Annotated in this window: 22 protein-coding genes, 1 tRNA gene and 1 pseudogene; 6 read left to right on the top strand and 18 right to left on the bottom strand. The window is 67.1% G+C overall.

The genetic code is table 11. The annotated features are described in order from the left end of the window. Positions 1-3 precede the first annotated feature (3 nt). Genes cbiB through cobA form a run of 4 tightly spaced genes read right to left on the bottom strand, consistent with a single transcriptional unit; the run spans position 4 to position 4,563 of the window. Positions 4-972, bottom strand: coding sequence for an adenosylcobinamide-phosphate synthase CbiB (gene cbiB / locus FNA67_RS00730; protein ID WP_147654711.1), 969 nt, complete (start codon positions 970-972; stop codon positions 4-6). Beyond that, complete coding sequence (locus FNA67_RS00735) at positions 972-2,447, bottom strand: cobyric acid synthase (RefSeq protein ID WP_147654712.1); 1,476 nt, start codon at positions 2,445-2,447, stop codon at positions 972-974. Before FNA67_RS00735 ends, cbiB begins: the two co-directional genes overlap by 1 nt. A 42-nt stretch (positions 2,448-2,489) precedes the next feature. Next, complete coding sequence (locus FNA67_RS00740; RefSeq protein ID WP_147654713.1) at positions 2,490-3,767, bottom strand: cobyrinate a,c-diamide synthase; 1,278 nt, start codon at positions 3,765-3,767, stop codon at positions 2,490-2,492. Continuing rightward, on the bottom strand, positions 3,760-4,563 hold the full coding sequence (cobA, locus tag FNA67_RS00745; protein ID WP_147654714.1) for a uroporphyrinogen-III C-methyltransferase: 804 nt from the start codon (positions 4,561-4,563) through the stop codon (positions 3,760-3,762). Before cobA ends, FNA67_RS00740 begins: the two co-directional genes overlap by 8 nt. 47 nt (positions 4,564-4,610) lie before the next feature. Here cobA and FNA67_RS00750 point away from each other — a divergent pair, with 47 nt between their 5' ends. Beyond that, a complete protein-coding gene (locus FNA67_RS00750) occupies positions 4,611-5,708 on the top strand; it encodes a cobalt-precorrin-5B (C(1))-methyltransferase (protein WP_147654715.1) in 1,098 nt (365 codons plus the stop codon). A 3-nt stretch (positions 5,709-5,711) separates the two neighbouring features. Beyond that, a complete protein-coding gene (locus FNA67_RS00755) occupies positions 5,712-6,449 on the top strand; it encodes a cobalt-precorrin-6A reductase (RefSeq protein WP_147654716.1) in 738 nt (245 codons plus the stop codon). On the opposite strand, the gene cobM is transcribed toward FNA67_RS00755, so the two are convergent. The 4 genes from cobM to FNA67_RS00775 are packed head-to-tail and all read right to left on the bottom strand — an operon-like array spanning position 6,425 to position 9,343. After that, on the bottom strand, positions 6,425-7,186 hold the full coding sequence (cobM, locus tag FNA67_RS00760) for a precorrin-4 C(11)-methyltransferase (protein ID WP_147654717.1): 762 nt from the start codon (positions 7,184-7,186) through the stop codon (positions 6,425-6,427). The two genes, FNA67_RS00755 and cobM, sit on opposite strands and share 25 nt — an antisense overlap. Beyond that, positions 7,183-7,539: a cobalamin biosynthesis protein gene (locus FNA67_RS00765; protein ID WP_170267164.1), complete on the bottom strand. Its 357-nt coding sequence runs from the start codon at positions 7,537-7,539 to the stop codon at positions 7,183-7,185. The genes cobM and FNA67_RS00765 overlap by 4 nt, the downstream gene beginning before the upstream one ends. Beyond that, positions 7,536-8,738, bottom strand: coding sequence for a precorrin-6y C5,15-methyltransferase (decarboxylating) subunit CbiE (gene cbiE / locus FNA67_RS00770; protein WP_147654719.1), 1,203 nt, complete (start codon positions 8,736-8,738; stop codon positions 7,536-7,538). The genes FNA67_RS00765 and cbiE overlap by 4 nt, the downstream gene beginning before the upstream one ends. Continuing rightward, complete coding sequence (locus FNA67_RS00775) at positions 8,735-9,343, bottom strand: precorrin-8X methylmutase (protein ID WP_371874367.1); 609 nt, start codon at positions 9,341-9,343, stop codon at positions 8,735-8,737. Before FNA67_RS00775 ends, cbiE begins: the two co-directional genes overlap by 4 nt. Before the next feature lie 269 nt (positions 9,344-9,612). On the opposite strand from FNA67_RS00775, the gene FNA67_RS00780 reads away from it, so the two are divergent. Beyond that, entirely contained in the window at positions 9,613-10,518 is a 906-nt protein-coding gene (locus FNA67_RS00780; protein ID WP_049708251.1) for a cation diffusion facilitator family transporter, read from the top strand. Positions 10,519-10,578: 60 nt separating this feature from the next. On the opposite strand, the pseudogene accD reads toward FNA67_RS00780, so the two are convergent. The 10 genes and pseudogenes from accD to cmk all read right to left on the bottom strand — a co-directional run bounded on the left by accD (position 10,579) and on the right by cmk (position 19,261). After that, positions 10,579-11,549, bottom strand: a pseudogene (accD, locus tag FNA67_RS00785) (acetyl-CoA carboxylase, carboxyltransferase subunit beta). Positions 11,550-11,675: 126 nt separating this feature from the next. Next, positions 11,676-12,500, bottom strand: coding sequence for a tryptophan synthase subunit alpha (trpA, locus tag FNA67_RS00790; protein WP_147654720.1), 825 nt, complete (start codon positions 12,498-12,500; stop codon positions 11,676-11,678). After that, a complete protein-coding gene (gene trpB / locus FNA67_RS00795) occupies positions 12,497-13,696 on the bottom strand; it encodes a tryptophan synthase subunit beta (protein WP_244616426.1) in 1,200 nt (399 codons plus the stop codon). Before trpB ends, trpA begins: the two co-directional genes overlap by 4 nt. 43 nt (positions 13,697-13,739) lie before the next feature. After that, positions 13,740-14,393: a phosphoribosylanthranilate isomerase gene (locus tag FNA67_RS00800; protein ID WP_049707280.1), complete on the bottom strand. Its 654-nt coding sequence runs from the start codon at positions 14,391-14,393 to the stop codon at positions 13,740-13,742. Positions 14,394-14,416: 23 nt separating this feature from the next. Then, entirely contained in the window at positions 14,417-14,782 is a 366-nt protein-coding gene (locus FNA67_RS00805; protein ID WP_147654722.1) for a LapA family protein, read from the bottom strand. 33 nt (positions 14,783-14,815) lie between these two features. Beyond that, entirely contained in the window at positions 14,816-15,097 is a 282-nt protein-coding gene (locus FNA67_RS00810) for an integration host factor subunit beta (RefSeq protein WP_049707282.1), read from the bottom strand. 37 nt (positions 15,098-15,134) lie between these two features. Continuing rightward, positions 15,135-16,097, bottom strand: coding sequence for a signal peptide peptidase SppA (sppA, locus tag FNA67_RS00815; RefSeq protein ID WP_049707283.1), 963 nt, complete (start codon positions 16,095-16,097; stop codon positions 15,135-15,137). 70 nt (positions 16,098-16,167) lie between these two features. After that, positions 16,168-16,674, bottom strand: coding sequence for a GNAT family N-acetyltransferase (locus FNA67_RS00820; protein ID WP_147654723.1), 507 nt, complete (start codon positions 16,672-16,674; stop codon positions 16,168-16,170). 70 nt (positions 16,675-16,744) lie between these two features. After that, positions 16,745-18,460: a 30S ribosomal protein S1 gene (gene rpsA, locus FNA67_RS00825; RefSeq protein WP_280176976.1), complete on the bottom strand. Its 1,716-nt coding sequence runs from the start codon at positions 18,458-18,460 to the stop codon at positions 16,745-16,747. A gap of 162 nt (positions 18,461-18,622) precedes the next feature. Next, on the bottom strand, positions 18,623-19,261 hold the full coding sequence (gene cmk / locus FNA67_RS00830) for a (d)CMP kinase (protein ID WP_049707286.1): 639 nt from the start codon (positions 19,259-19,261) through the stop codon (positions 18,623-18,625). 207 nt (positions 19,262-19,468) lie between these two features. Here cmk and FNA67_RS00835 point away from each other — a divergent pair, with 207 nt between their 5' ends. The 3 genes from FNA67_RS00835 (at position 19,469) to cobG (ending at position 21,431) form a co-directional block, all read left to right on the top strand. Beyond that, entirely contained in the window at positions 19,469-19,870 is a 402-nt protein-coding gene (locus FNA67_RS00835; protein ID WP_049707287.1) for a TIGR02300 family protein, read from the top strand. A 130-nt stretch (positions 19,871-20,000) separates the two neighbouring features. Further along, positions 20,001-20,076 (top strand) — tRNA-Ala (locus FNA67_RS00840). Between the two features lie 122 nt (positions 20,077-20,198). Next, positions 20,199-21,431 carry a precorrin-3B synthase gene (gene cobG, locus FNA67_RS00845; RefSeq protein WP_147654724.1) on the top strand — a complete coding sequence of 411 codons (1,233 nt, stop codon included), beginning with the start codon at positions 20,199-20,201 and terminating at the stop codon, positions 21,429-21,431. Positions 21,432-21,440: the final 9 nt, after the last annotated feature.

The raw sequence follows: 21,440 nt of genomic DNA on the forward strand, positions 1-21,440 counted from the left end.
GAGCTAAAAGCCGCCCGACCACCGCAGGAGAGCGACGAGGACCGTCACCACCAGTGTGACGTTGAGCATCGCCCGGTAAAGGCCGAGCGCGCGATCGATGTCGCTGCCGCGCAAATCCCGCCGGCCTTCGCCCATCGTCGGCAACTCGATGGTCTCCCCGTCATAGTCGCGCGGTCCGCCCAAGGCGAAGCCCAGGGCCCCAGCCATCGCCGCCTCGGGCCAGCCGGCATTGGGCGACTTGTGGCCCCGCGCGTCCCGACGCGCCGCCTTCCAGGCCGAACTCGGGCTGGCGCCCGGCACCAGGAAGCAGGCGGCGGTCAACAGCATCGCGGTCAGCCGGGCCGGGATCCAGTTGACGAGGTCATCGAGCTTGGCGCTGGCCCAGCCGAAGTCGCGATAGCGGTCGTCCAGATGCCCGATCATGGAATCGGCGGTATTGATGGCCTTGTAGACCGCGATGCCGGGCAGGCCGAAGATCACCAGCCAGAAGAGCGGCGCGATGACGCCGTCCGAGGCGTTCTCGGCCAGGCTCTCGATCGCCGCGCGCGACACGCCCGCTTCATCGAGGTTGCTGGTATCGCGCCCCACGATGTGGCTCACCGCTTCTCGCCCGTCGGCCAGCGAGATCCCGAGGGCCCGTGACACCGAGCGCACCATGTCGCCCAGTTGTTTCTGCGCCAGGAAAGGAATGGCCAGCAGCGTCTCGATGACCCAGCCATGCTCGATGAGCGCGAGCACCCGCACGACGACGAGGCTGGCGACCAGCGTGACGCCAACCAGCACGGCGAGCGCCACCATGCCGGCCTGCTGCCGCTCCGTGTCGGCGCGCTCGGGCTTGTTGAGCCGCACTTCGAGGTAATCGATCAGGCGGCCATACCACATCACGGGATGGCCGATCGCATCGAGCAACAGCCGGGGGTAGCCGACGAACCGTTCGAGCAGGAAGGCGAGGGGAGCGAGAAAAGCGTGCATCAGCGATATGCCGGTTGGCGGGCCAGGGCGACGAGGGCGTCGAGGTCGAGGCTGGTTTCGAGATGCCGCGCCAGGGCATCGAGGATGGCTTCGACGCCCGCCTCATAGGCCGTCGTTCCGGTATGGGTTGCCCCCAGGCTGGCCAGGAACGCCGCCCGGAACCCGTCGGCCCCGAAGAGCCCGTGAAGATAGGTTCCCATCACCCGCCCATCGCTCGAGACCGCGCCTTCCGCCTCGTGCCCGACGCGCGCGAAGGGGCGCGCCGTGTCCGGTCCTTCCGTAACGCCCATATGCATGTGGTAGCCGGCCAGGGCCTCCCCGGTCGCCTCGTGCCGGGCGTTCTCGGTGCGCAACTGCTTGTTGGGCGCCAGCACGGTTTCGACGTCGATGAGGCCGAGCCCCCGGCTTTCCCCGGGCGTGCCTTCGACACCATCGGGGTCGGCGATGGTGCGCCCGAGCATCTGGTAGCCGCCGCAGATGCCCAGGATCCGCCCGCCCGCCAGGTGATGGGCGCGCAGCCCCACATCCCAGTTATTGGCGCGCAGGGCTTCGAGGTCCGCGCGGGTCGCCTTCGAGCCGGGAATGATGACGAGATCGGATTCGACCGGCACCGGCTGGCCCGGCTGGACGAGCACCAGCCGCACGCCCGGCTCGGACTTGAGCGGATCCAGATCGTCGAAATTGGCGATCCGCGGCAGGCGCAGCACCGAGACGACGAACTCCCCGTCATGGGCCTGCATGTGCTGGTCGAGCGCCAGGACGTCTTCGGCGGGCAGCTTTCCCGCATGGGGGAAGTAGGGAACGGGCCCAAGGCAGGGGACGCCGGTGCGCTGGGCGATGAAGGCTTTGCCGTCGTCGAAAAGCGACGGATCGCCCTGGAAGCGATTGATGAGCGTGGCCGCGATGAGCGCGGCATCGTCGGGATCGATCACATGGAACGTGCCCACGAGCGAAGCGATCACGCCACCCCGATGGATATCGCCGATCAGCACCACGGGCGTTTCCGCCGCGCGTGCAAAGCCGAAATTGGCGATGTCGTTGTCGCGCAGATTGACCTCGGAGGCGCTGCCCGCGCCCTCGACCAGGACGATGTCGGCATCCGCGCACAATTCCTGGAAGGCCGAGAGCACCTCGGGCAGCAGCGCCGAGCGGGTGGCGAAATAGTCGCGGGCCGACATCGAGCTGCGCCGCTGCCCGCGCACGACGAGCTGGGCGCCCGTCTCCTGCTCGGGCTTGAGCAGGACCGGGTTCATCGCCGTGATCGCGGCCCGCCTGGCGGCGCGCGCCTGCAGCGCCTGGGCGCGCCCGATCTCGCCACCGTCTTCGGTCACGGCGGCATTGTTGGACATGTTCTGCGGCTTGAACGGGGCAACGCGCAGCCCGCGATTGGTGAAGGCGCGACAGAGCCCGGCGACGATCAGCGATTTGCCGACGTCCGAACCCGTCCCCATGAACATCAAAGCCTTGGCGGTCATGAAGAGGGGTTTACCGGGCTTCGGCACAACAAAAAAGGGGCGTCAGGCGCCTTCGATCACATGCGCATAGGAGCCGAGCACGCGTCCGACCTGAGCGCCCATCGGCTGCTGGGGCTCGCCCAGCGCGTCATTGGCGGCGAAAAGCGGAGGAGCTCCGGCTGCCCGCGCCGTCGAATAGTGGAACTCGTGACCGTAGAGCCGTTCCGGCCACGGCAGGGGGCTGGCATGAGCGAGGCGCCGGTAGCCGAGCTGGCGGCGCGGTCGATCGATCGCCGTATCCACCGGCAGGAGCCCCGTCATGGCATGGACGTTGCCCTGCTTGTCGGTGAGGCTGCGCCCAAGGACCATATAGCCACCGCACTCCCCGTAGATGAGGGCGCCCCGGTCACGGGCCTGCCGCATCCCCTCCTGGAACCCCGTGGCAGCGGCCAGCCGGCCGCCATGCAGCTCGGGATAGCCGCCCGGCAGGAAGACCGCATCCGCCCCCGCATCGGGAGCTTCGTCGGCGAGCGGGGAGAAGAAGCGCAACTCGGCTCCCGCCGCCCGCCAGTCGCGCAGGAAATGCTCGTAGACGAAGGCAAAAGCCTCGTCGCGCGCAATGGCGATCCTCTGGCCGAGCGGCGCCAGCCCGCCGCTACCCTTCGTCGCGACCGGAGGCCGGGCCAGGGCCACGAGCGCATCGAGGTCGAGATAATCGGTGACGGCCTGGGCCGCGGCATCGACCACGGCGGAAAAGCCCTCGACTTCCCCCGGCAGGACCAGTCCGAGATGGCGCTCGGGCAGCACCAGCGTATCGCGCCGGGGCAGGGCGCCGAGCCAGGAGAGGTCGAGCTGGCGCAGGGCATTGCGCAACATGGTCTCGTGGCGCTGCGTCGCCACGCGGTTGATGACGATTCCCCCCACCCGTACGTCCGCCCGCCAGTTGGCGAACCCGGCCACCAGCGGCGCAATGGACTGGGACTGTTTCTCGGCGTCCACCACCAGGATCACCGGCAGGCCAAGCGCCGCCGCCACGTCCCCGGTCGATCCGGCGCCGTCCGCCGCCCCGTCAAAGAGCCCCATGGCGCCTTCGACGATGAGGAGATCGGCATCGCTCGCCGCCAGGCCGCGCAGCCGCTCCGGCGCCATCGCCCAGGCGTCGAGGTTCATCGCCGGACGCCCCGCAACGCGCGAAAGAATGCTGGTGTCGATATAATCCGGTCCCGACTTGGCAGGCTGGACGCCATATCCGCGCCGGCGAAGGGCTGCCACGAGGCCAAGCGTAAGCGTGGTCTTGCCCGAACCCGAGCGCGGCGCCGCGATGACGAAGCCCTTAGCCAAGCCGGTTGCTCCGCATCTCGGGCGCGTACCAGTCGAGCGTCTGCCTGAAAGCCACCACCGGACCGACCACCACGATCGCCGGCGTCGCGATGTCCTGGAGCGCTCCTGCCTCGGCGAGCGTCGTCTCGATTACCGATTGCTGCGGGGTGGCGGCGTTCGAAACGATCGCCACCGATTCGTCTCCCGCCCGTCCAGCCGCCATGAGGCGGGAGGTGATGGTTCCGAGATGCTTGACCGACATGAACATCACCAGCACCGGCGCCGCCCGGTTGATGGCTTCCCAGTCGAGCGAGGCGACCTCGCCGGTTTCGTCGTGCCCCGTCAGGAACAGCACCGAATGGTTGGCGTCGCGATGGGTGATGGGGATGCCGGCATAGGCCAGCCCGCCCAGGCCCGAGGAGATGCCGGGTACGATGCGGAAGGCGATGCCGGCGCGGAACAGTGCGCCCGCCTCCTCCCCGCCGCGGCCGAACATGAACGGATCCCCGCCCTTGAGGCGCAGCACGCGCCTGCCGGCCCGTGCCAGGGCGATCAGCGTCTCGGAAATATCGGCCTGCCTGGGCGAGGGCTTGCCGCCGCGCTTGCCGGCATGGATGCGTTCGGCCTGGGGGTTGCCCAGGGCCAGCAGGTCCGGGCTGACCAGCGCATCGTAGACGATCGCGTCGGCCTGGCTCAGGGCATGGTAGCCCAGGAGCGTCAGCAGGCCCGGGGCGCCGGGACCGGCGCCGACCAGCCACACGCTACCCGGCGACAGCTCGGGGAAGCCGAGCCCGTCGAGATCTGAAAACCGGCTCATCGGGCACCTCTGTTCGATTGCGGCAAGCCCGCGTATAGATCGGGACCATGAGCGAGACGGCACAAACACGCGAGGACGGCTCGCCTTTGCGGCGCGGCTGGACGACGGGCGCCTGCGCGACCGCGGCGACCCGATCGGCCCTGCTCGCGCTCCTGACCGGAAGCTTCGAGGATCCGGTGACCATCACGTTGCCGGGCGGCCAGCGTCCCGCCTTTGCCCTCGCCGAGGAAACTCGGGGCGATGGCTTTGCCCAGGCCGGTATCATTAAGGATGCCGGCGACGATCCGGACGTCACTCACGGCGCGCTGGTCCTCTCCCGCGTCGAGCCCGGTCCCGCCGGCAGCGGCGTGCGCTTCCGTGCCGGGGAGGGCGTCGGCACCGTCACAAAGCCCGGCCTGCCGCTCCCCGTCGGCGAGCCCGCCATCAATCCCGTGCCGCGCAAGATGATGCGCGAGGTCATCGAGGCCCTGGCCGCGGAACACGGCATCGCGCCCGATTTCGCCGTCACCGTCTCTGTGCGCGATGGCGAGCGCATCGCCAGCAAGACCTGGAACCCGCGCCTCGGCATCGTGGGCGGCCTCTCCATTCTCGGCACCACCGGCATCGTCATTCCCTATTCCTGCTCGGCCTGGATCGCCTCGATCCATCGCGGCGTCGACGTGGCTCGCGCCATGGGCCTGTCGCACGTGGTGGGGTCCACCGGCGACACCTCCGAAAAGGCGGCGATGTCGAGGCTCGACCTGCCGATCGAAGCCTATCTCGACATGGGCGACTTCGTCGGCGGCCTGCTCAAATACCTGCGGGTCCACCCGGTCCCGCGCCTCACCATCGCCGGCGGTTTCGCCAAGCTGAGCAAGCTCGCCCAGGGCGCGATGGACCTGCATTCGGCGCGCGGCACCGTCGACCTCGAGGCGCTTGCCATGATGCTCGCCGACCTGGGCGCCTCGCCCCAAATGGTGGAACGGGCAAGGGGCGCCAACACTGCCAACGAGGTGCAGGTGCTGGCGCGCGAGGCGGGCCTTCCCCTCGCCGATATCGTGGCGCGCCGCGCCCGCGATGCCGCCCAGGGCGTGGTCGGGGAGGCCGTCAGCGTCGACGTGCTCGTCGTCGATCGGGCCGGCATCATCGTCGGGGAAAGCGGCTAGGCCATGAAGATACTGATCCTGGGCGGAACGGGCGAGGCCCGGGCGCTGGCCGAGAGGCTCGTCGATGCCGGCCACGACGTCACCACCTCGCTCGCCGGGCGTACCAGCGCGCCGCTGCTGCCGCAGGGTGCCCTGCGCATCGGTGGTTTCGGCGGCCCCGAGGGGCTTGCAGCCTGTCTCCGGACCGAAGCCTTCGACTGGCTGGTCGACGCCACCCACCCTTATGCGGGCCGTATCTCCGCCAACGCGGTTGCGGCAAGCGCGGCTTCCGGCATTCCCCTGCTGCGCCTCATGCGGGCGCCCTGGGACGAGCCCGAAGACGCCCGATGGCAGCACTTTGAAAGCCCCGAGGTAGCCGCCAAGGCGCTTCCGCCCGGCGCACGCGTGCTTTTGACCACCGGTCATGCCGGCCTCGACCACTTCCTGGCGCGTGCCGACTGCGGTTTTCTCGTGCGCGTCATCCAGGCTCCCCAAGCTGGCCTGCCGGACCATGCGCGGCTCCTGCTCGAGCGCCCGCCCTACGATCTCGACCATGAACTCGCGCTTCTGCGGGACAACGGCGTGACCCACATGGTGAGCAAGAATTCGGGCGGCGGGCAGACGGCCGCCAAGCTTGCGGCCGCCGGGGCGCTTGGCGTTGCGGTCATCATCATCGATCGACCCGCCTACCCGGCGGCCCGCGAGGTCGCCAGCGTCGATGAGGCCCTGGCCATACTTCATTCGGATGCCTCCCGCCGGTAGTGCGAAAAGCCGGCCTGGTAGAGCCGGCTGTCCCGGAAGCGCGCTTCCCCGAACACCTGTCCGACGAAGATGAGCGCGGTGCGACGGATGTCTTCGTGCGCCAGCCTTTCGACCATTTCGCCCAGCGTCGTCGCGACGATCCTTTCGTCCGGCCAGGTGGCGCGGTGCACCACCACCACGGGGCAATCGGCCCCGTAATGGGGCGTCAGCGCCTCGGCGATCGCCGGCAGGCTCTTCATCGCCAGGTGCAGGGCCAGCGTGGCTTTCGAGCGTCCCAGGATTTCCAGGCTCTCGCTCTGCGGCATCGGCGAAGCGCCGCTCGAGACGCGCGTCAGGATCACCGTCTGGGAGACGTCGGGAAGGGTGAGTTCGCTGGCAAGGCTGGCCGCCGCGCCCGCAAAGGCGGGGACGCCCGGCACGACCTGGTAGGGAATGCCCAGGGCATCGAGCCGGCGCATCTGCTCGCCGATCGCGCCATAGAGCGAAGGGTCGCCCGAATGCACGCGGGCCACGTCCTGGCCCCGGTCATGGGCGCGCGCCATCTCGTCGATGATCTGGTCGAGATGCATGGACGCGGTATCGAGCACGATCGCGCCGTCCGGGGCGCTGGCGACGATTTCGGCGGGCACGAGCGAGCCGGCATAGAGGCAGACCGGGCAGCGCTCGATGAGGCGCTGGCCGCGCACGGTGATGAGGTCGGCCGCGCCGGGGCCGGCGCCGATGAAATAGACCGTCATGGCGCAATCTCCGCTATCGCACAGGTGGCATGGGCGGATTTGGTCTTGCCCACGAGCAGCGGGCCGAAATGGAGCGCCGCCGCCTCGGCCACCCCGTCCAGTCCCGTGCGTGCCTCGGCGACCCGCGAGGGATGGGGCACGTCCTGGCGGGCCAGCGTGGCGTCATCGAGCAGCACCAGAGGCGCGCCCAGGCGCTCGGCTGCAGACGACAGCGCCACGTTCCCCGCCTTGCGCCGGGAACTGACAAGCACCTCGACCTCGCCTCGGAGGCCTGCAAGGCAGGACGTCACCAGGGCGACGATCTCGTCTGCCTCCGCGCGGCTGCTCAATCCGATTCCGACGGCGAGCTTCATGGCTTTCTCACCGTCCATTGCGTCACCGGCAGGCGCGGCCGCAACACGTGGCGCGAGCCGACGCTGTCGAGATAGGAGACCTCGATGCGCGTCAACTCGCCCCCATGGACGTCCTGCCGCTCGAAGAGCGCGCGGTCGCCCTCGATCGTCACCGAATTGGCCACCAGCCATCCCCCGGGCCGCAATGCCGCCCAGGCGGCCTCGAAGATCGCGCCATTGCCGACATCGCCGCCCAGGAACACCGCATCGGGAGTGGGCTGCCCGCTCAAGGTCTCCGGCGCGACGCCAGTGACGATCTCGATGCCGGGCGTTCCCAGGTTCCGGGCGTTCTCGGCGATGATCGAGGCGCGTGCCGGGTCGCGCTCGAACGCGATCGCCCGCGCCTCGCGCGCCGCGCGCATCCATTCGATGCCGATCGATCCCGATCCGGCGCCGACGTCCCAGAGCAGGGCGCCCGGATAGGGCGCCAGCTTGGCGAGGCTCGCCGCCCGCACCTCGCGCTTGGTGATCTGCCCGTCGGTGACGAAGGCGTCATCCGGCAGCCCCGGGACTGGCGGCAGCAGCGGCGCCTCCACGCCCGCGACGCAATCGATGGCGAGCGTCAGGAAGTCGCCGAGCTGCGAAACATCGATCTGGCGCGCGCTGGCGCTGGAGATGCGCTCGTGCGGGCCGCCCAGGTTCTCGAGCATGGTGAGCGTGCTCTCGCCATAACCGCGCGCGCGCAGCATCGCCGCGACGCTGGCGACCGTCCCCCGGTCCGTGGTGAGCGCCAGGATGCGGTTGCCGGGGAGGATGTGGGGCTGGAGCGCCGCATCGGCCCGGCCATGCAGCGACAGCGTCGCCACGTTCTGAAGCGCCCAGTGCAGGCGCGCCGCGGCGAGCGAAAAGGCCGAAGGGTGCGGGGTGATGGCAAAGGCCCCGGCCGGCAGGTATCGCGACAGCGTCACGCCGATCCCGAACCAGGAGGGATCGCCGGTCGCCAGGATCACGGTCGGTGTTCCGGCAAGCGCCTGCACCTGCTCGATCATCCGCGTCAGCGGCGATTGCCAGGCGAGGCGCTCCTGCCCCTCGCCAAGTCCGTCGAGCAGGCGCTGCGGTCCAAGGATAGTCGCGGCGGCGCCGACGATCGCGCGTGCCGCCGGCGATAGGTCGGCGACCCCGCCTTCCCCGACCCCGACGATATTGAGCCAGGCCGTCATGCGCGCGCTCCCGCCGCCAGGGCGTTGAACGCCGCGCTCGCCAGCGCGGAGCCGCCGCGCCGGCCGAGAACGGTGAGATAGGGGACGCCGGCAATGCCCTGCGCCAGGAGCGCCTTGCTCTCGGCCGCCCCCACGAAACCCACGGGAATGCCTATGATCGCAGCCGGCCTGGGCGCGCCCGCCGCGAGCAGTTCATAGAGGCGGAACAGCGCCGTGGGCGCATTGCCGACCACGACCACCGCGCCTGCAAGCGCATCCCCCCAGAGGTCGACCGCGGCGGCCGACCGGGTATTGCCCATGGCCTTGGCCAGCGGCGCGACCCTCGGATCGTTGAGCAGCGACAGCACGGGCGAGCCATCCGGCGGCGCGATTCCCTCGCGAACCATCTCGCAATCGCAGAGCACCGGCCTTTGCGCATCGAGCGCGGCGCCGACCGCATCGGCCAGGCCCGAATCGGCGCGGATGTCGACGACCAGGTCGACCATGCCGCTGACTTCGATCATGGCGACGACGGTGGCCTCCAGCGAAGCCGGCAGGTGCGCGAGCTGGGCCGCATGGGCAAACATTTCACGCCGCTGGGCGGCGTGTTCGGCGGGGTCGGTCAAGGTCTACCTCTCAAATCAAGAGGCAGAGTTCGCATCGAAACTCGTCAGCAGCTCCGGCCTTGGTCCCCGGGTTGGGTCGACCGCACCGGACTGTCTCTCAGTCCCTGTTGGAACGCTGCGCTAACTTCTTCTAGGCACGGCAAAAGCCCCGGTCAACCACGGGTTTCCCGCTGTTGCGAATGCCTCCTAAAACCAGTTGCAAAGATAGGCGTTGCACCGCGCCAAGGCGCCCGCTAGGAGGGCTGACGATCCCGATAGACGAGACCATGATGGCACGGCACAAGCATTCCCCTGTCGCGATACAACTGGCTATGGGCAGCCTGGCGGTGGGTCTGGTGGTGCTGGCGCTCAAGGGCTACGCGGCCTGGGTGACGGGCTCGCTGGCGCTCTTCTCCGATGCCCTCGAAAGCATCGTCAATGTCGTGACCGCCATCGTGACGCTCGTGGCCGTGCGCCTGGCGGCGCGTCCGGCCGACGACACGCTGCCCTATGGCTACCACAAGGCCGAATATTTCTCGGCGGTGATCATCGGCGTCTTCATCACCGTTGCGGCCCTTCTCATCTTCCGGGAGGCCTATTACGGCTTCATCACCCCGCGCCCCTTCACCGCCGATCCGGTCGGGCTGGGCGTGAGCATCGTCGCTACCGTCATCAACGGCGCCTGGGCCTATATGCTCATCTCGCGCGGCCGTCGCGAACGCTCGCCGGCCCTGCAGGCCGATGGCAGGCACCTTTTCACCGACGTTCTTTCCACCGTCGGCGTCCTCGTCGGTGTCCTCCTCGCCATCGTCACCGGCTGGCACCAGCTCGATGCGGTGCTCGCTGCCCTGGTGGGCATTTCCATCCTCTGGTCAGGCTGGCAATTGCTGCGCGACAGCGTCATCGGCCTGATGGACGTGGCCGTCGATCCCAAGCAGTTGCTGCGCATCAAGGAAGTCATCTCGGCCAATGCCGAGGGCGCCATCGAGGCGCACGACATCCGCACCCGGCGGGCGGGGAGCGCCACCTTCATCGAGTTTCACCTGGTGGTCCCCGGCTCGATGAGCGTGGAAGCGGCCCATGCCATCTGCGACCGCATCGAGGCCAAGTTGCGCGAGGAAGAGCGCGACGCCATGGTCACGATCCATGTCGAGCCCGAAGACAAGGCCAAGCATTCGGGCATCGTGGTGATCTAGGGCCCGACGGCCCGAAAAAAGGGCGCCGCGAACGGCGCCCTTTTCATTTCCATCGTGCCGTTATTCGGCGTGCGCGGCCTCGGGCGGCGCCACCGTCAGGTCGTCGTCGCCTTCCGCCGCAATGGCGGCGTCGCGCATGGTGATGGTGGGAACCGGCGCGGCCACCGCAAGGTCGGCGGGAGCGGGCTGCCGCATGAACATGGCAGCCATCGAGCCGATAGTGGGGCGCAGGTTGTGGCGGTGCACGACGGCGTCAACCATGCCGTGTTCGTAAAGATACTCGGAGCGCTGGAAGCCCTTGGGGAGCTTTTCGCGAATGGTCTGCTCGATGACGCGCGGACCGGCAAAGCAGATGAGCGCGCCCGGCTCTGCCAGGTGCACGTCGCCCAGCATGGCGTAGGAGGCCGTCACGCCGCCCGTCGTCGGGTTGGTGAAGACCACGAAGAACGGCAGCCCCGCTTCGCGCAGGCGCAGTACGGCGACCGTGGTGCGCGGCATCTGCATGAGCGAGAGGATACCCTCCTGCATGCGCGCCCCACCGGAGGCCGCAAAGAGGATGAACGGCGTCTTGCGCTGAGCGGCCGTTTCCAGGCCCGTGATGATCGCCTGCCCGGCAGCCATGCCGAGCGAGCCGCCCATGAAGTCGAAATCCTGGACGGCGACGGTCACGTCGAGCCCAAAAAGCTTGCCGGCGGCAACCAGCACGGCATCGTCCATGCCGGTCTTGTTGCGCGCTTCCTTGAGCTTGTCGGTATAACGCTTCTGGTCGCGGAATTTCAGCGGATCGAGCGGCACAGCCGGCAGCGCGATGCTTTCGTACTTGCCGTCATCGAGGAAGGTCGTCAGCCGGTCCTTGGCCTTGATCTTCATGTGGTAGCCGGAATTGGGCACAACCCACTGGTTGGCCTCAAGGTCCCGGTAGAACACCATCTCCCCCGATTCCGGGTCCTTGACCCAGAGGTTCTCCGGCGTTTCCCGCTTGTTCAGGAAAGAACGGATCTTCGGGGGACCATGTTACTGATCCAGTTCATGAGCAATTCCTCGCTGTGCTGCCGTGGCCGTCTGGCACATAGGCATCAATTGTGGCGAATATTATCAGCATGCGCCCCCGGGCGCAAAGCAGGGCCGGGTCTGTGGATTAATGGTGAACGCCGGCTTCAGGCCCGCGCCCGGCGCACGCCAGCCGCCAGCGCCGAGACGAGGTCGGTCACCGCCGGCACCGTCACCCGCGTGGCCTTGCCGCCTTCGAGGCTCTCGGCGATGGCATTGACCAGCACCGAGCCCACGACGATCCCATCGGCGTCCTTGCCGATCTTTTCGGCGTCTTCGGACGTCTTGATGCCGAAACCCACCGCCACAGGCAGGTCGGTATGGGCCTTGATGCGCTGCACCGCTTCCCCAACCGCCGCGCGGTTCTTGATCGCCGCGCCGGTGATGCCGGTCATCGAGACGTAGTAGACGAAGCCCGACGTGTTCCTGAGCACGGTCGGCAGGCGTTGGTCATCGGTGGTTGGGGTGGTGAGGCGAATGAAGTTGAGCCCGGCTTCGAGCGCGGGGATGCACAATTCCTCGTCTTCCTCGGCCGGCAGGTCCACCACGATGAGCCCATCGACGCCGACCTTGACCGCATCGGCGAGGAAACGCTCCACGCCATAGATGAAGATCGGGTTGTAGTAGCCCATCAGGATGATCGGCGTGTCCTGGTCATCCTTGCGGAAGGTCTCGACCATTTCGAGCGTCCTGGCGAGCGTCTGCCCGGCCGCCAGCGCCCGCTGGCCGGCGAGCTGGATGGCAACGCCGTCCGCCATCGGGTCCGAGAACGGCATGCCCAGTTCGATCACGTCCGCGCCGGCCGCCGGCAGCGACTTGAGCACTTCGAGCGCGGTGGCCGGATCGGGGTCGCCCGCCATGACGAAGGTCACGAGCGCGGGACGGTTCTGCGCCTTGAGCGCGGCGAAGCGCGTGTCGATGCGCGTGGTCATTTCATCTGCATCCCGAGATACTTGGCGACGCTCTCGACGTCCTTGTCTCCACGACCGGAGAGGCACAGCACGATGGTCTCGTCCTTGCCCATGGTCGGGGCCAGCTTCATGACCTGGGCCAGGCCGTGCGAGCTTTCGAGCGCCGGAATGATGCCCTCGAGCTTGGTGAGGAGCTGGAAGGCTTCGAGCGCCTCGTTGTCCGTGATCGGCAAGTAGGTGACCCGGCCGCTGTCCTTGAGGAACGAGTGCTCGGGCCCGACGCCCGGATAGTCGAGGCCTGCCGAGATGGAGTGGCCCTCGAGAATCTGGCCGTCGTCGTCCTGGAGCAGGTAGGTCCGGTTGCCGTGCAGCACACCCGGCCGTCCACCGGTCATGGAAGCGGCGTGGCCGTTCTCGACCTCGATGCCGTGGCCGCCGGCCTCGGCGCCGTAGATCTTGACCGAGGGTTCATCGAGAAAGGCGTGGAACGTGCCGATGGCGTTCGAGCCGCCACCCACGCAGGCCACGACCGCGTCGGGCAGCGCGCCCTCGGCTTCCTGCATCTGCGCCTTGATTTCGTCCCCGATCACCGACTGGAAGTCGCGCACCATCTCCGGATAGGGCGCTGGGCCGGCGGCGGTGCCGATGAGGTAATAGGTGTTCTCCACATTGGTCACCCAGTCGCGCAGCGCCTCGTTCATGGCGTCCTTGAGGGTGCCGGCGCCCGCCGTCACCGCGCGCACTTCGGCGCCCAGCATCTTCATGCGGACCACGTTCGGCCATTGCCGCTCGACGTCGGTGGCGCCCATGAAGATCGTGCAGGGCAGGTCGAACTTGGCGCACACCGTCGCCGTCGCCACGCCATGCTGGCCGGCGCCGGTCTCGGCGATGATGCGGGTCTTGCCCATGCGCTTGGCCAGGAGGATCTGGCCGAGGCAGTTGTTGATCTTGTGGCTGCCGGTGTGATTGAGCTCTTCGCGCTTGAGATAGACCTTGGCCCCCCCAAGGTGCTCGGTCAGGCGCTGCGCGAAATAGATCGGAGAGGGGCGCCCGGTGTAATGGGTAGCCAGGTCCTTGATCTGGGCCTGGAACTCCGGATCGTCCTTGGCGGCGCGATAGTGCCTTTCAAGGTCCAGGATCAGCGGCATGAGCGTCTCGGCGACGAAGCGGCCGCCGTAAAAGCCAAAACGACCCCGTTCGTCGGGACCGGTGCGCAAGGAGTTCGCCCCGTTCGCTACCACGATAATAGTTCCTTTATGTTCAGGCGGCTGCTGCCATGCGGGCGTTGCGGATAAAGGCGGCGATCAGCCGCTCATCCTTCTCGCCCGGCGCCGTTTCCACCCCGGAAGACACGTCGATGCCGAAAGGCTTCACCCTCTGGATGGCCTCGGCCACGGTATCAGGGGTCAGCCCACCGGAAAGCATGAATGCGATTGCCGGGTCAAGCGCCTTGAGCAGCGACCAGTCGAACGGAACGCCCAGTCCGCCGGGCCGGTCGGCACCCTTGGGCGGCTTGGCGTCGAGCAGGATGCGGTCGGCGACATCGAGGAACGCCGGCACCTGCGCCAGGTCCGCCGCGCTGCCCACCGGCAGCGCCTTCATCACCGGGATGCCGGCTTCGGCGCGGATGGCCTCGACGCGGTGCGGCGTTTCCGGTCCATGCAGTTGCAGCCAGTCCGGCCCGAGCGCGGCGATCTCGGCAACCACCGAATTGTCCGGGTTGACCAGCAGCACGCAGGTTTCGACCCGCCCGCGGGCCTGCGAGATCAGGTCCCCGATGGCTTCCACCCCGACATGGCGCGGGGACCGGGGGAAATGCGCGAAGCCGACCATGTCGGCGCCGGCATCGATCGCAGCCTCAAGAATGGCGGGAGTCTTGATGCCACAGATTTTGATGATGGGTTGAGTGCTCATCGCGATGGATTGGTGCTGGGGTGCTAGGGCTTGTCGAGGATATCGTCGACTTCTGAAAGAGCATTGCGGACGGGAAGCTGGCCGGTGGACCTGCGCAGGGCCTCGAGTTCGCGCGTCAGCGTCTCGGCTTCCTTGCGCCAGTGGCGCTTTTCCTGCCGGACCTTGCCCTGCGCGAACCAGGTGGCGATGCCCCCCGCGATGACGCCGAGCAGGAGCACAATGTAGATGACCAGGAAAAGCGGCACGCCATAGCCCGGCTGCGTGAGCGAGCCGGAGGGCATGAACGGGTTGAAGTTGACGATCACGAGCTGCCGGTTCGCCAGCGCGAACAGGATCAACAGCACGCAGAGCGGCACGAGGACGACCCAACCCACGATGCGTTTAACCATTAACCGTCGTCCCGACGCGAATCCTTCCAACCGCTATTCGCGGTTCAGGCGCTCGCGGATCTCCTTGCCGGCCTTGAACTGAGGCACGTATTTCTCGCCGACATCGACCTGTTCGCCGGTCCGTGGGTTGCGGCCGACGCGCGCCGGCCGGTTCTTGACCGAGAAGGCGCCAAAGCCACGCAGCTCGACCCGGTCGCCGCGCGCCATGGCGTCGCCGACCTCATCGAGTATCGCGTTGACGATGTTTTCGATGTCCCGCTGAAACAGGTGCGGGTTTTCTTCCGCAAGCTTTTGTACGAGTTCGGATTTGATCATCGCCGTCCCCGGTTGCGTTGCCGCTGGTCCGCCTGCCTCAAGATGTTGGTCCAACCTGCCAAAGCGAAACCAGCCCGTCAAGCACGATAGGCCCGGTAGGGTTTAAGCCCAAAGCAGTACGCGCCTGTGATCCAAGGAATTTTCCGACCCATCCCAAGCCCTGGTCGGGCAGCGGATAGCGAGTGGAAACCGGCAGCTTCGCCGCCAGTCCCTTCTCGCTTTCGAGCCAGGCGATGGCCTCCGCTTCCCCGCCGATGGCATCGATCAGCCTGGCGTCCACGCCCTGCCGGCCTGTGACGATACGTCCATCGGCAAGGGCCAGGGTCTCCGGCCGGGTGAGCCCGCGCCGCTCCGAAACGATGTCCACGAACCAGTCGAAGCTGTCACCGACCAGCGATTCCAGGCTCGCCCGCACTTCCGGCTTGATGGGGCCGGTAAAGTCCGGCTCGGCCTTGAGGGGGCCCGTGGCGACCTTTTCCATGTTGACCCCGATGGTATCGAGCAGCTTGCCGGCATCCACGTTCTGGTAGAGCACCCCGATCGATCCGACGATCGAGAGACGCCGGGCAAAGATGCGGTCGGTGGCGATGGCGGTCATGTAGGCGGCCGAGGCCCCCAGTTCCTTGATGACGGCGACGACCGGCTTTTTCGCCCGCAGCGCCGTCAGGCCCTCGTAGAGCTCCTCGCCGCCGGCGGTGGTTCCGCCGGGCGAATTGATGGCGATGATCACCGCCTTGACGTGTTCGTCATCGGCGAGATCGGCCAGCACCTTGAGGCGCGCCGGGTCCGTCGCGATGGTGCCGTCGATATTGATGCGGGCCACGTAGTCCGTGAAGGTGGCGCGATCCATGGCGAACCGGCCGACCAGTGCCAGCACCACCACGGCCAGCGCGAGGAACGCCGCCAGGCGCCAGCGCGAGCGCGACCGGCGCAGGATGGCGTTGGCGACGAGGGCGTCAGGCGTATCGCGCCGCGGCTCGGGATTGGTCGTTTCGGTCATGGCAAGCCACTCGGAGATCGAGACTATCCGGGGACTTACGCGGCGCTTGGGGCAAATGCAAGGCCGCTCGTCAGGGCAGGGGGCGGACCATGAAACAGGCCGCCTCCTCGTAACTGGCGAGCTTGCCCGCCAGTTCGGGCGCCTCGACCCGGGCGAAGCCCTGCCTTTGCCAGAAGCCGATCGAGCCGTTGACGGCCACCAGGCTCATCGTCGGGAAGGCTTCGCTGCGCGCCCAGTCGGCCAGCCGCTGCACCACCGCGCCCGCCGCACCCGTGCCGCGCGCCCTCTCGAGCAGCGCCAGGTCATGGATGTAGTAGGTATCGGCATCCTCGGGAAGCGCGGTGAGAAGCGAGTTGAGCGCGGGAAGCTGGCGCGCCCGCCAGGGATGGCTGAGCACGTACCCGGCCGGCTTGTCGTCCACCTCGAGCAGCAGCGTGCCCTTCGGATAGAGCGCCCGACGCTCGGCAAAGATTTCGGGCGCTTCGAAAAAGCCGGGATGCACCAGCCCCGCCATTCTCTCCACGGCCGGCAGGTCGGCCAGGGTCATGGGGCGCCACAGGGCTACGGGACGGATCATTGCTCACCTCGAAACAAAAAGGTCCGCGCTGTTGCCAGCGCGGACCCTGATCGGTCAAGCCGACGAAGACTTAGTTGTCTTCGTTCTTGCTCTTGAGCGCGGCGCCCAGGATGTCGCCGAGCGAAGCGCCCGAATCCGAGGAACCGTACTGCGCCACGGCTTCCTTCTCCTCGGCGATTTCCAGCGCCTTGATGGAGAGGGAGATGCGGTGGGTCTTGCGATCGTACTGGGTGACGCGCGCGTCGACCTTCTCGCCCTTGGAGAAACGCTCCGGACGCTGGTCGTTGCGGTCGCGGCTCAGGTCCGCACGGCGGATGAAGGCGGTCAGTTCGCTGTCGGCGATCTTGACCTCGATGCCGCCGTCGTTGACGTCGACAACGGTACCGGTAACCACGGCACCCTTCTTGAGGGTATCGCCGGCTTCTTCATACGGATCGTTGCCGACCTGCTTGATGCCGAGCGAGATACGCTCCTTCTCCACATCGACGTCGAGAACCTTGGCCTTGACCATGTCGCCACGGTTGTAGTCCTCGAGAGCCTGCTCGCCCGGACGCTGCCAGTCGAGGTCGGAGAGGTGCACCATGCCGTCCACATCGCCGTCCAGGCCAATGAACAGGCCGAATTCGGTCTTGTTCTTGACTTCGCCTTCGATGGTGGAGCCGACCGGGAACTTCTCGGCGAAGGCTTCCCACGGGTTCTGCAGGGTTTGCTTGAGACCGAGCGAGATGCGGCGCTTCTCCGGATCCACTTCCAGGACCATGACTTCGACTTCCTGGGAGGTCGAGACGATCTTGCCCGGATGGACGTTCTTCTTGGTCCAGCTCATTTCCGAGACGTGGATCAGGCCTTCGATGCCCGGCTCGAGCTCGACGAACGCACCGTAGTCGGTGATGTTGGTCACGCGGCCGGTGAAGCGTGCGCCCAGCGGATACTTGGCGGCAATGCCTTCCCACGGATCGGCCTGGAGCTGCTTCATGCCCAGCGAGATGCGGTGGCTCTCGTGGTTGATGCGCACGATCTGGACCTTGATGGTCTCGCCGATCGAGAGCACTTCGCTCGGATGGTTGACGCGACGCCACGCGATGTCGGTGACGTGCAGCAGGCCGTCGATGCCGCCCAGGTCAACGAACGCACCGTAATCGGTGATGTTCTTGACCACGCCGTCCACGATCTGGCCTTCTTCGAGCTGCTGGACGATTTCCGAACGCTGCTCGGCGCGGCTTTCCTCGAGGATGGCGCGACGCGACACGACGATATTGCCGCGACGCTTGTCCATCTTCAGGATCTGGAACGGCTGCGGCACGTTCATGAGCGGGCCGATGTCGCGGATCGGACGGATGTCCACCTGCGAACGCGGCAGGAAGGCGATGGCGCCTTCGAGGTCGACCGTGAAGCCGCCCTTGACCTGGTTGAAGATGACGCCTTCAACGCGCTCGTTCTTGTTGTGCAGCTCTTCGAGGCGCACCCAGCTCTCTTCGCGGCGAGCCTTCTCGCGCGACAGAACGGCTTCGCCAACGGCGTTTTCCACGCGGTCGACATAGACTTCGACGTCCGAGCCAACCTTGATGGTGCCATCACGGCCAGCCTGGCCGAATTCCTTGAGTGCGATGCGGCCTTCAGTCTTCAGGCCCACATCGATGATGGCCAGGTCGTTCTCGATGGCGATGACCTTGCCTTTGACAACGGTGCCTTCCAGCGGCTCGTTGTCCACGAAGCTATCCATGAGGAGGGCTTCGAAATCTTCCTTAGTCACAGTTTGCTGTGCCAAATCGGTCTCCAGATGCACCGGTTGTTCGAAGGTTTCTGAGGATCACGCGTCCGGACGCGGCAAATGCCGACAGACCCGGTGCAGGGGCGCATGATCCCGATTCTGATAGAACGAAGAATTCGCCAGCCGCTTCGGTTTTGTGACCGTCACGGGGTCCAGTGCCGCAAGGATGGATTTGGGCTAGTGCCCTGCCTTGCGCGCAATGACCGCATCGACGATCGCGACGGCTGCGCGGAGTGCGGCCTCTATATCCAGTTGCGTCGTATCTAGCAAGTGTGCGTCCGCAGCCGGATAGAATCCGCCATTGGGATTGGCGCGGTCCCGCGCGTCCCGCTCTTCTATCTGGGTATAGAGGGTCTCGAAATCAACAGCCTGCCCGCGCGCCGCGAACTGGCGGGCTCTCCGCTCGGCGCGCGCATGCGCATCGGCGATGATGAACAGCTTCACGTCGGCCTCCGGGCAGATCACCGTGCCGATGTCGCGCCCGTCCAGCACCGCCCCGCCATGGCGCAGGGCGAAATTGCGCTGATACTGGAAGAGCGCCTTGCGCACCTCCCCGATCACCGCGACCTTGCTGGCGAGGTTGCCGATCTTCTGGGCCACGAGGAATTCGGGGTCGAGATCGTCCGGATGCAGGTCCCGGGCCGCTTCGATGGCCCTGGCCTCGAAATCGGCCTGCCCCTCATGGGCCTCCACCGCCCGTCCGACGGCGCGATAAAGCAGGCCGGTGTCCAGGTGCGGCAGCCGGTAATAGCCGGCCAGTCCGCCGGCCAGAGTACCCTTGCCCGATGCTGCCGGCCCATCCACCGCGATGATCATCTTGCTGCCATCCGAACACGTTACCCGAAGCGGTCGGGTGAGCCCTTAGCATGGCGGTTCCGGCACGGCCAAGTCGCGCCGGCCGGCGAAGGCATGAAATGCCGCTGCCCGGGGGAGCATTTTGGGTTTGACAGGCCAAAAGTTTCCCCCTAACCGGACGAACGAAGGCGGGGAAAGCCCCGTGCACCCATCGTGAGGAAAGCAAGATTGGCTAGTTCCGACCGCGGCACCAAACGAACCGATCCCGAAACGGGCAAGAAGTTCTACGATCTGAACAAGGATCCCATCGTCTCGCCCTATACCGGCAAGAGCTATCCGCGCAGCTATTTCGAGCAGGTTCTGCCCGGCAAGCCCGCCCCGGCTCGCGCCCGCGCCGAGGATGACGAGGACGAGGAGAACGAAGAGGAAGAACTCGAGGACGCCAGCGCGCCCGAGATCGTCTCGCTCGAAGACGCCGACGAGGAAGCTGAAGGCGACGAGGATATTCCCGATGTCGAGGACGTCGAGGTCGAGGAAGACCTGGGCGACGACGAGGAAGACGTGTTCCTCGAAGAGGACGAAGACGAGGACGACATCGATTTCGACGTCGGCAACGAGGACGAACGCTAACGAAATCAAGCACTTCCGATAGTTTTGCAAAAAGGTCAAAATAGGCCTTGCGTATCGGAAAGAGCTTGAATAGGTTGCGCCTCGCTTCGGGAGGGTTCACCGCTTCCGAGGCGAAATCCCAAGGGAACAAGGGGCCATAGCTCAGTTGGGAGAGCGCTTGAATGGCATTCAAGAGGTCGTCGGTTCGATTCCGATTGGCTCCACCATCCCTCCCAAGAAAAGCCGCCGCAAGGCGGCTTTTTCTTTTCCCGCATCCGGCTGGAGGGCACCCGGCCGGCAGCAAGGGGATCGGCTTCCTGCCGACAGTGAAACCATCTAGATTGCACCCATGAACGAGGCGTCCCCCATCCGCCAATCAGCCTGCCCGGGCCTTTACCGGCTGGCGCCCGCGCGCGACGGCGGCATCTGCCGGGTCAAGGTCGCGCTGGGAACGCTCGATGCGCCCCAGGCCCGCGCCCTCGCCGAGGCCGCACGCCGATGGGGCAACGGCATCATCGAAATTACCAGCCGTGCCAACCTGCAATTGCGCGGCATTGCCGCCGGCGACGGCGATGCCCTCGTCCGCTGCCTCCTCGACGCCGGCCTCGGCGGCTCGAACTCGGGCGCCGACGATGTGCGCAACGTCATGGTGAGTCCCACCTATGGCATCGACCCCGGTGCGCTGCTCGAAACCGCTCCCCTCGCCCGCGCCCTGCTGGCCCTTCTCGACCGGCGCGCCGATTTCCATGCCCTCTCGCCGAAATTCTCGATCCTGGTCGATGGCGGCGAAGCGAGCGCCCCGCTGCACCACCCCAACGATATCTGGCTCTCGGCCACCTCCCGCGACACGTTCGCTCTGGGCCTGGGCGGCACGCTCCTCGATTCGCCCCTCGGCACGCTGCGCGCCGACGACGCGGTCGAACCCCTCGCCATTCTGATCGAACGTTTCCTTGCTACCGGCGCGACCCGCATGCGTGAACTCGGCACAGGCGCAGCCAGGCTCGTCGATGGCCTGCTCGCCGCTCCCACGGCTACCGCCGCGCGCGGCCCGTCCGGTCACCTCGGCACCCACGTGCAGTCACCCGGCGTTTCCTGGATCGGGGCCCGCCCGCCTCTCGGCCGGCTGACCCCGGCGATGCTCGATGGCCTCGCGACCCTCGCCGAGCGCGAGGGGGACGGCGCGATTCGCCTCACCCCGCACCAATCGGTGCTCCTGCCCGGCGTGGCACGGCCCGCGCCCGTCCTCGCCGCTTTGGCGGCGCTGGGCCTGGTCAGCGCGCCCGACCATCCGCTGGCCGACATGCTGGCCTGTTCCGGCTCCACCGGCTGCCGCTCGGCACTGGCCGATACCCAGCGCGACGCCATGATGCTGGCCGGCTTCGGCATCAATGCCGGATTGCATCTTTCGGGCTGTGAAAAATCCTGCGCCTCGGCGCGGGCTGCGCCCCATACGCTCGTGGCAGTTGCGCCCGGACGCTATGATCTCTATCGAAGGGCGGATGGTGCCGCCTCCCGCTTCGGGGAGAAGCTGGCGTCTTCGCTCACCGTGGCCGGCATCGCCCGCAAGCTCGCCAAGGCCTGACTTCTTTCG

Source organism: Youhaiella tibetensis (genome assembly GCF_008000755.1).
GTDB classification, from domain to species: Bacteria; Pseudomonadota; Alphaproteobacteria; order Rhizobiales; family Devosiaceae; genus Paradevosia; species Paradevosia tibetensis.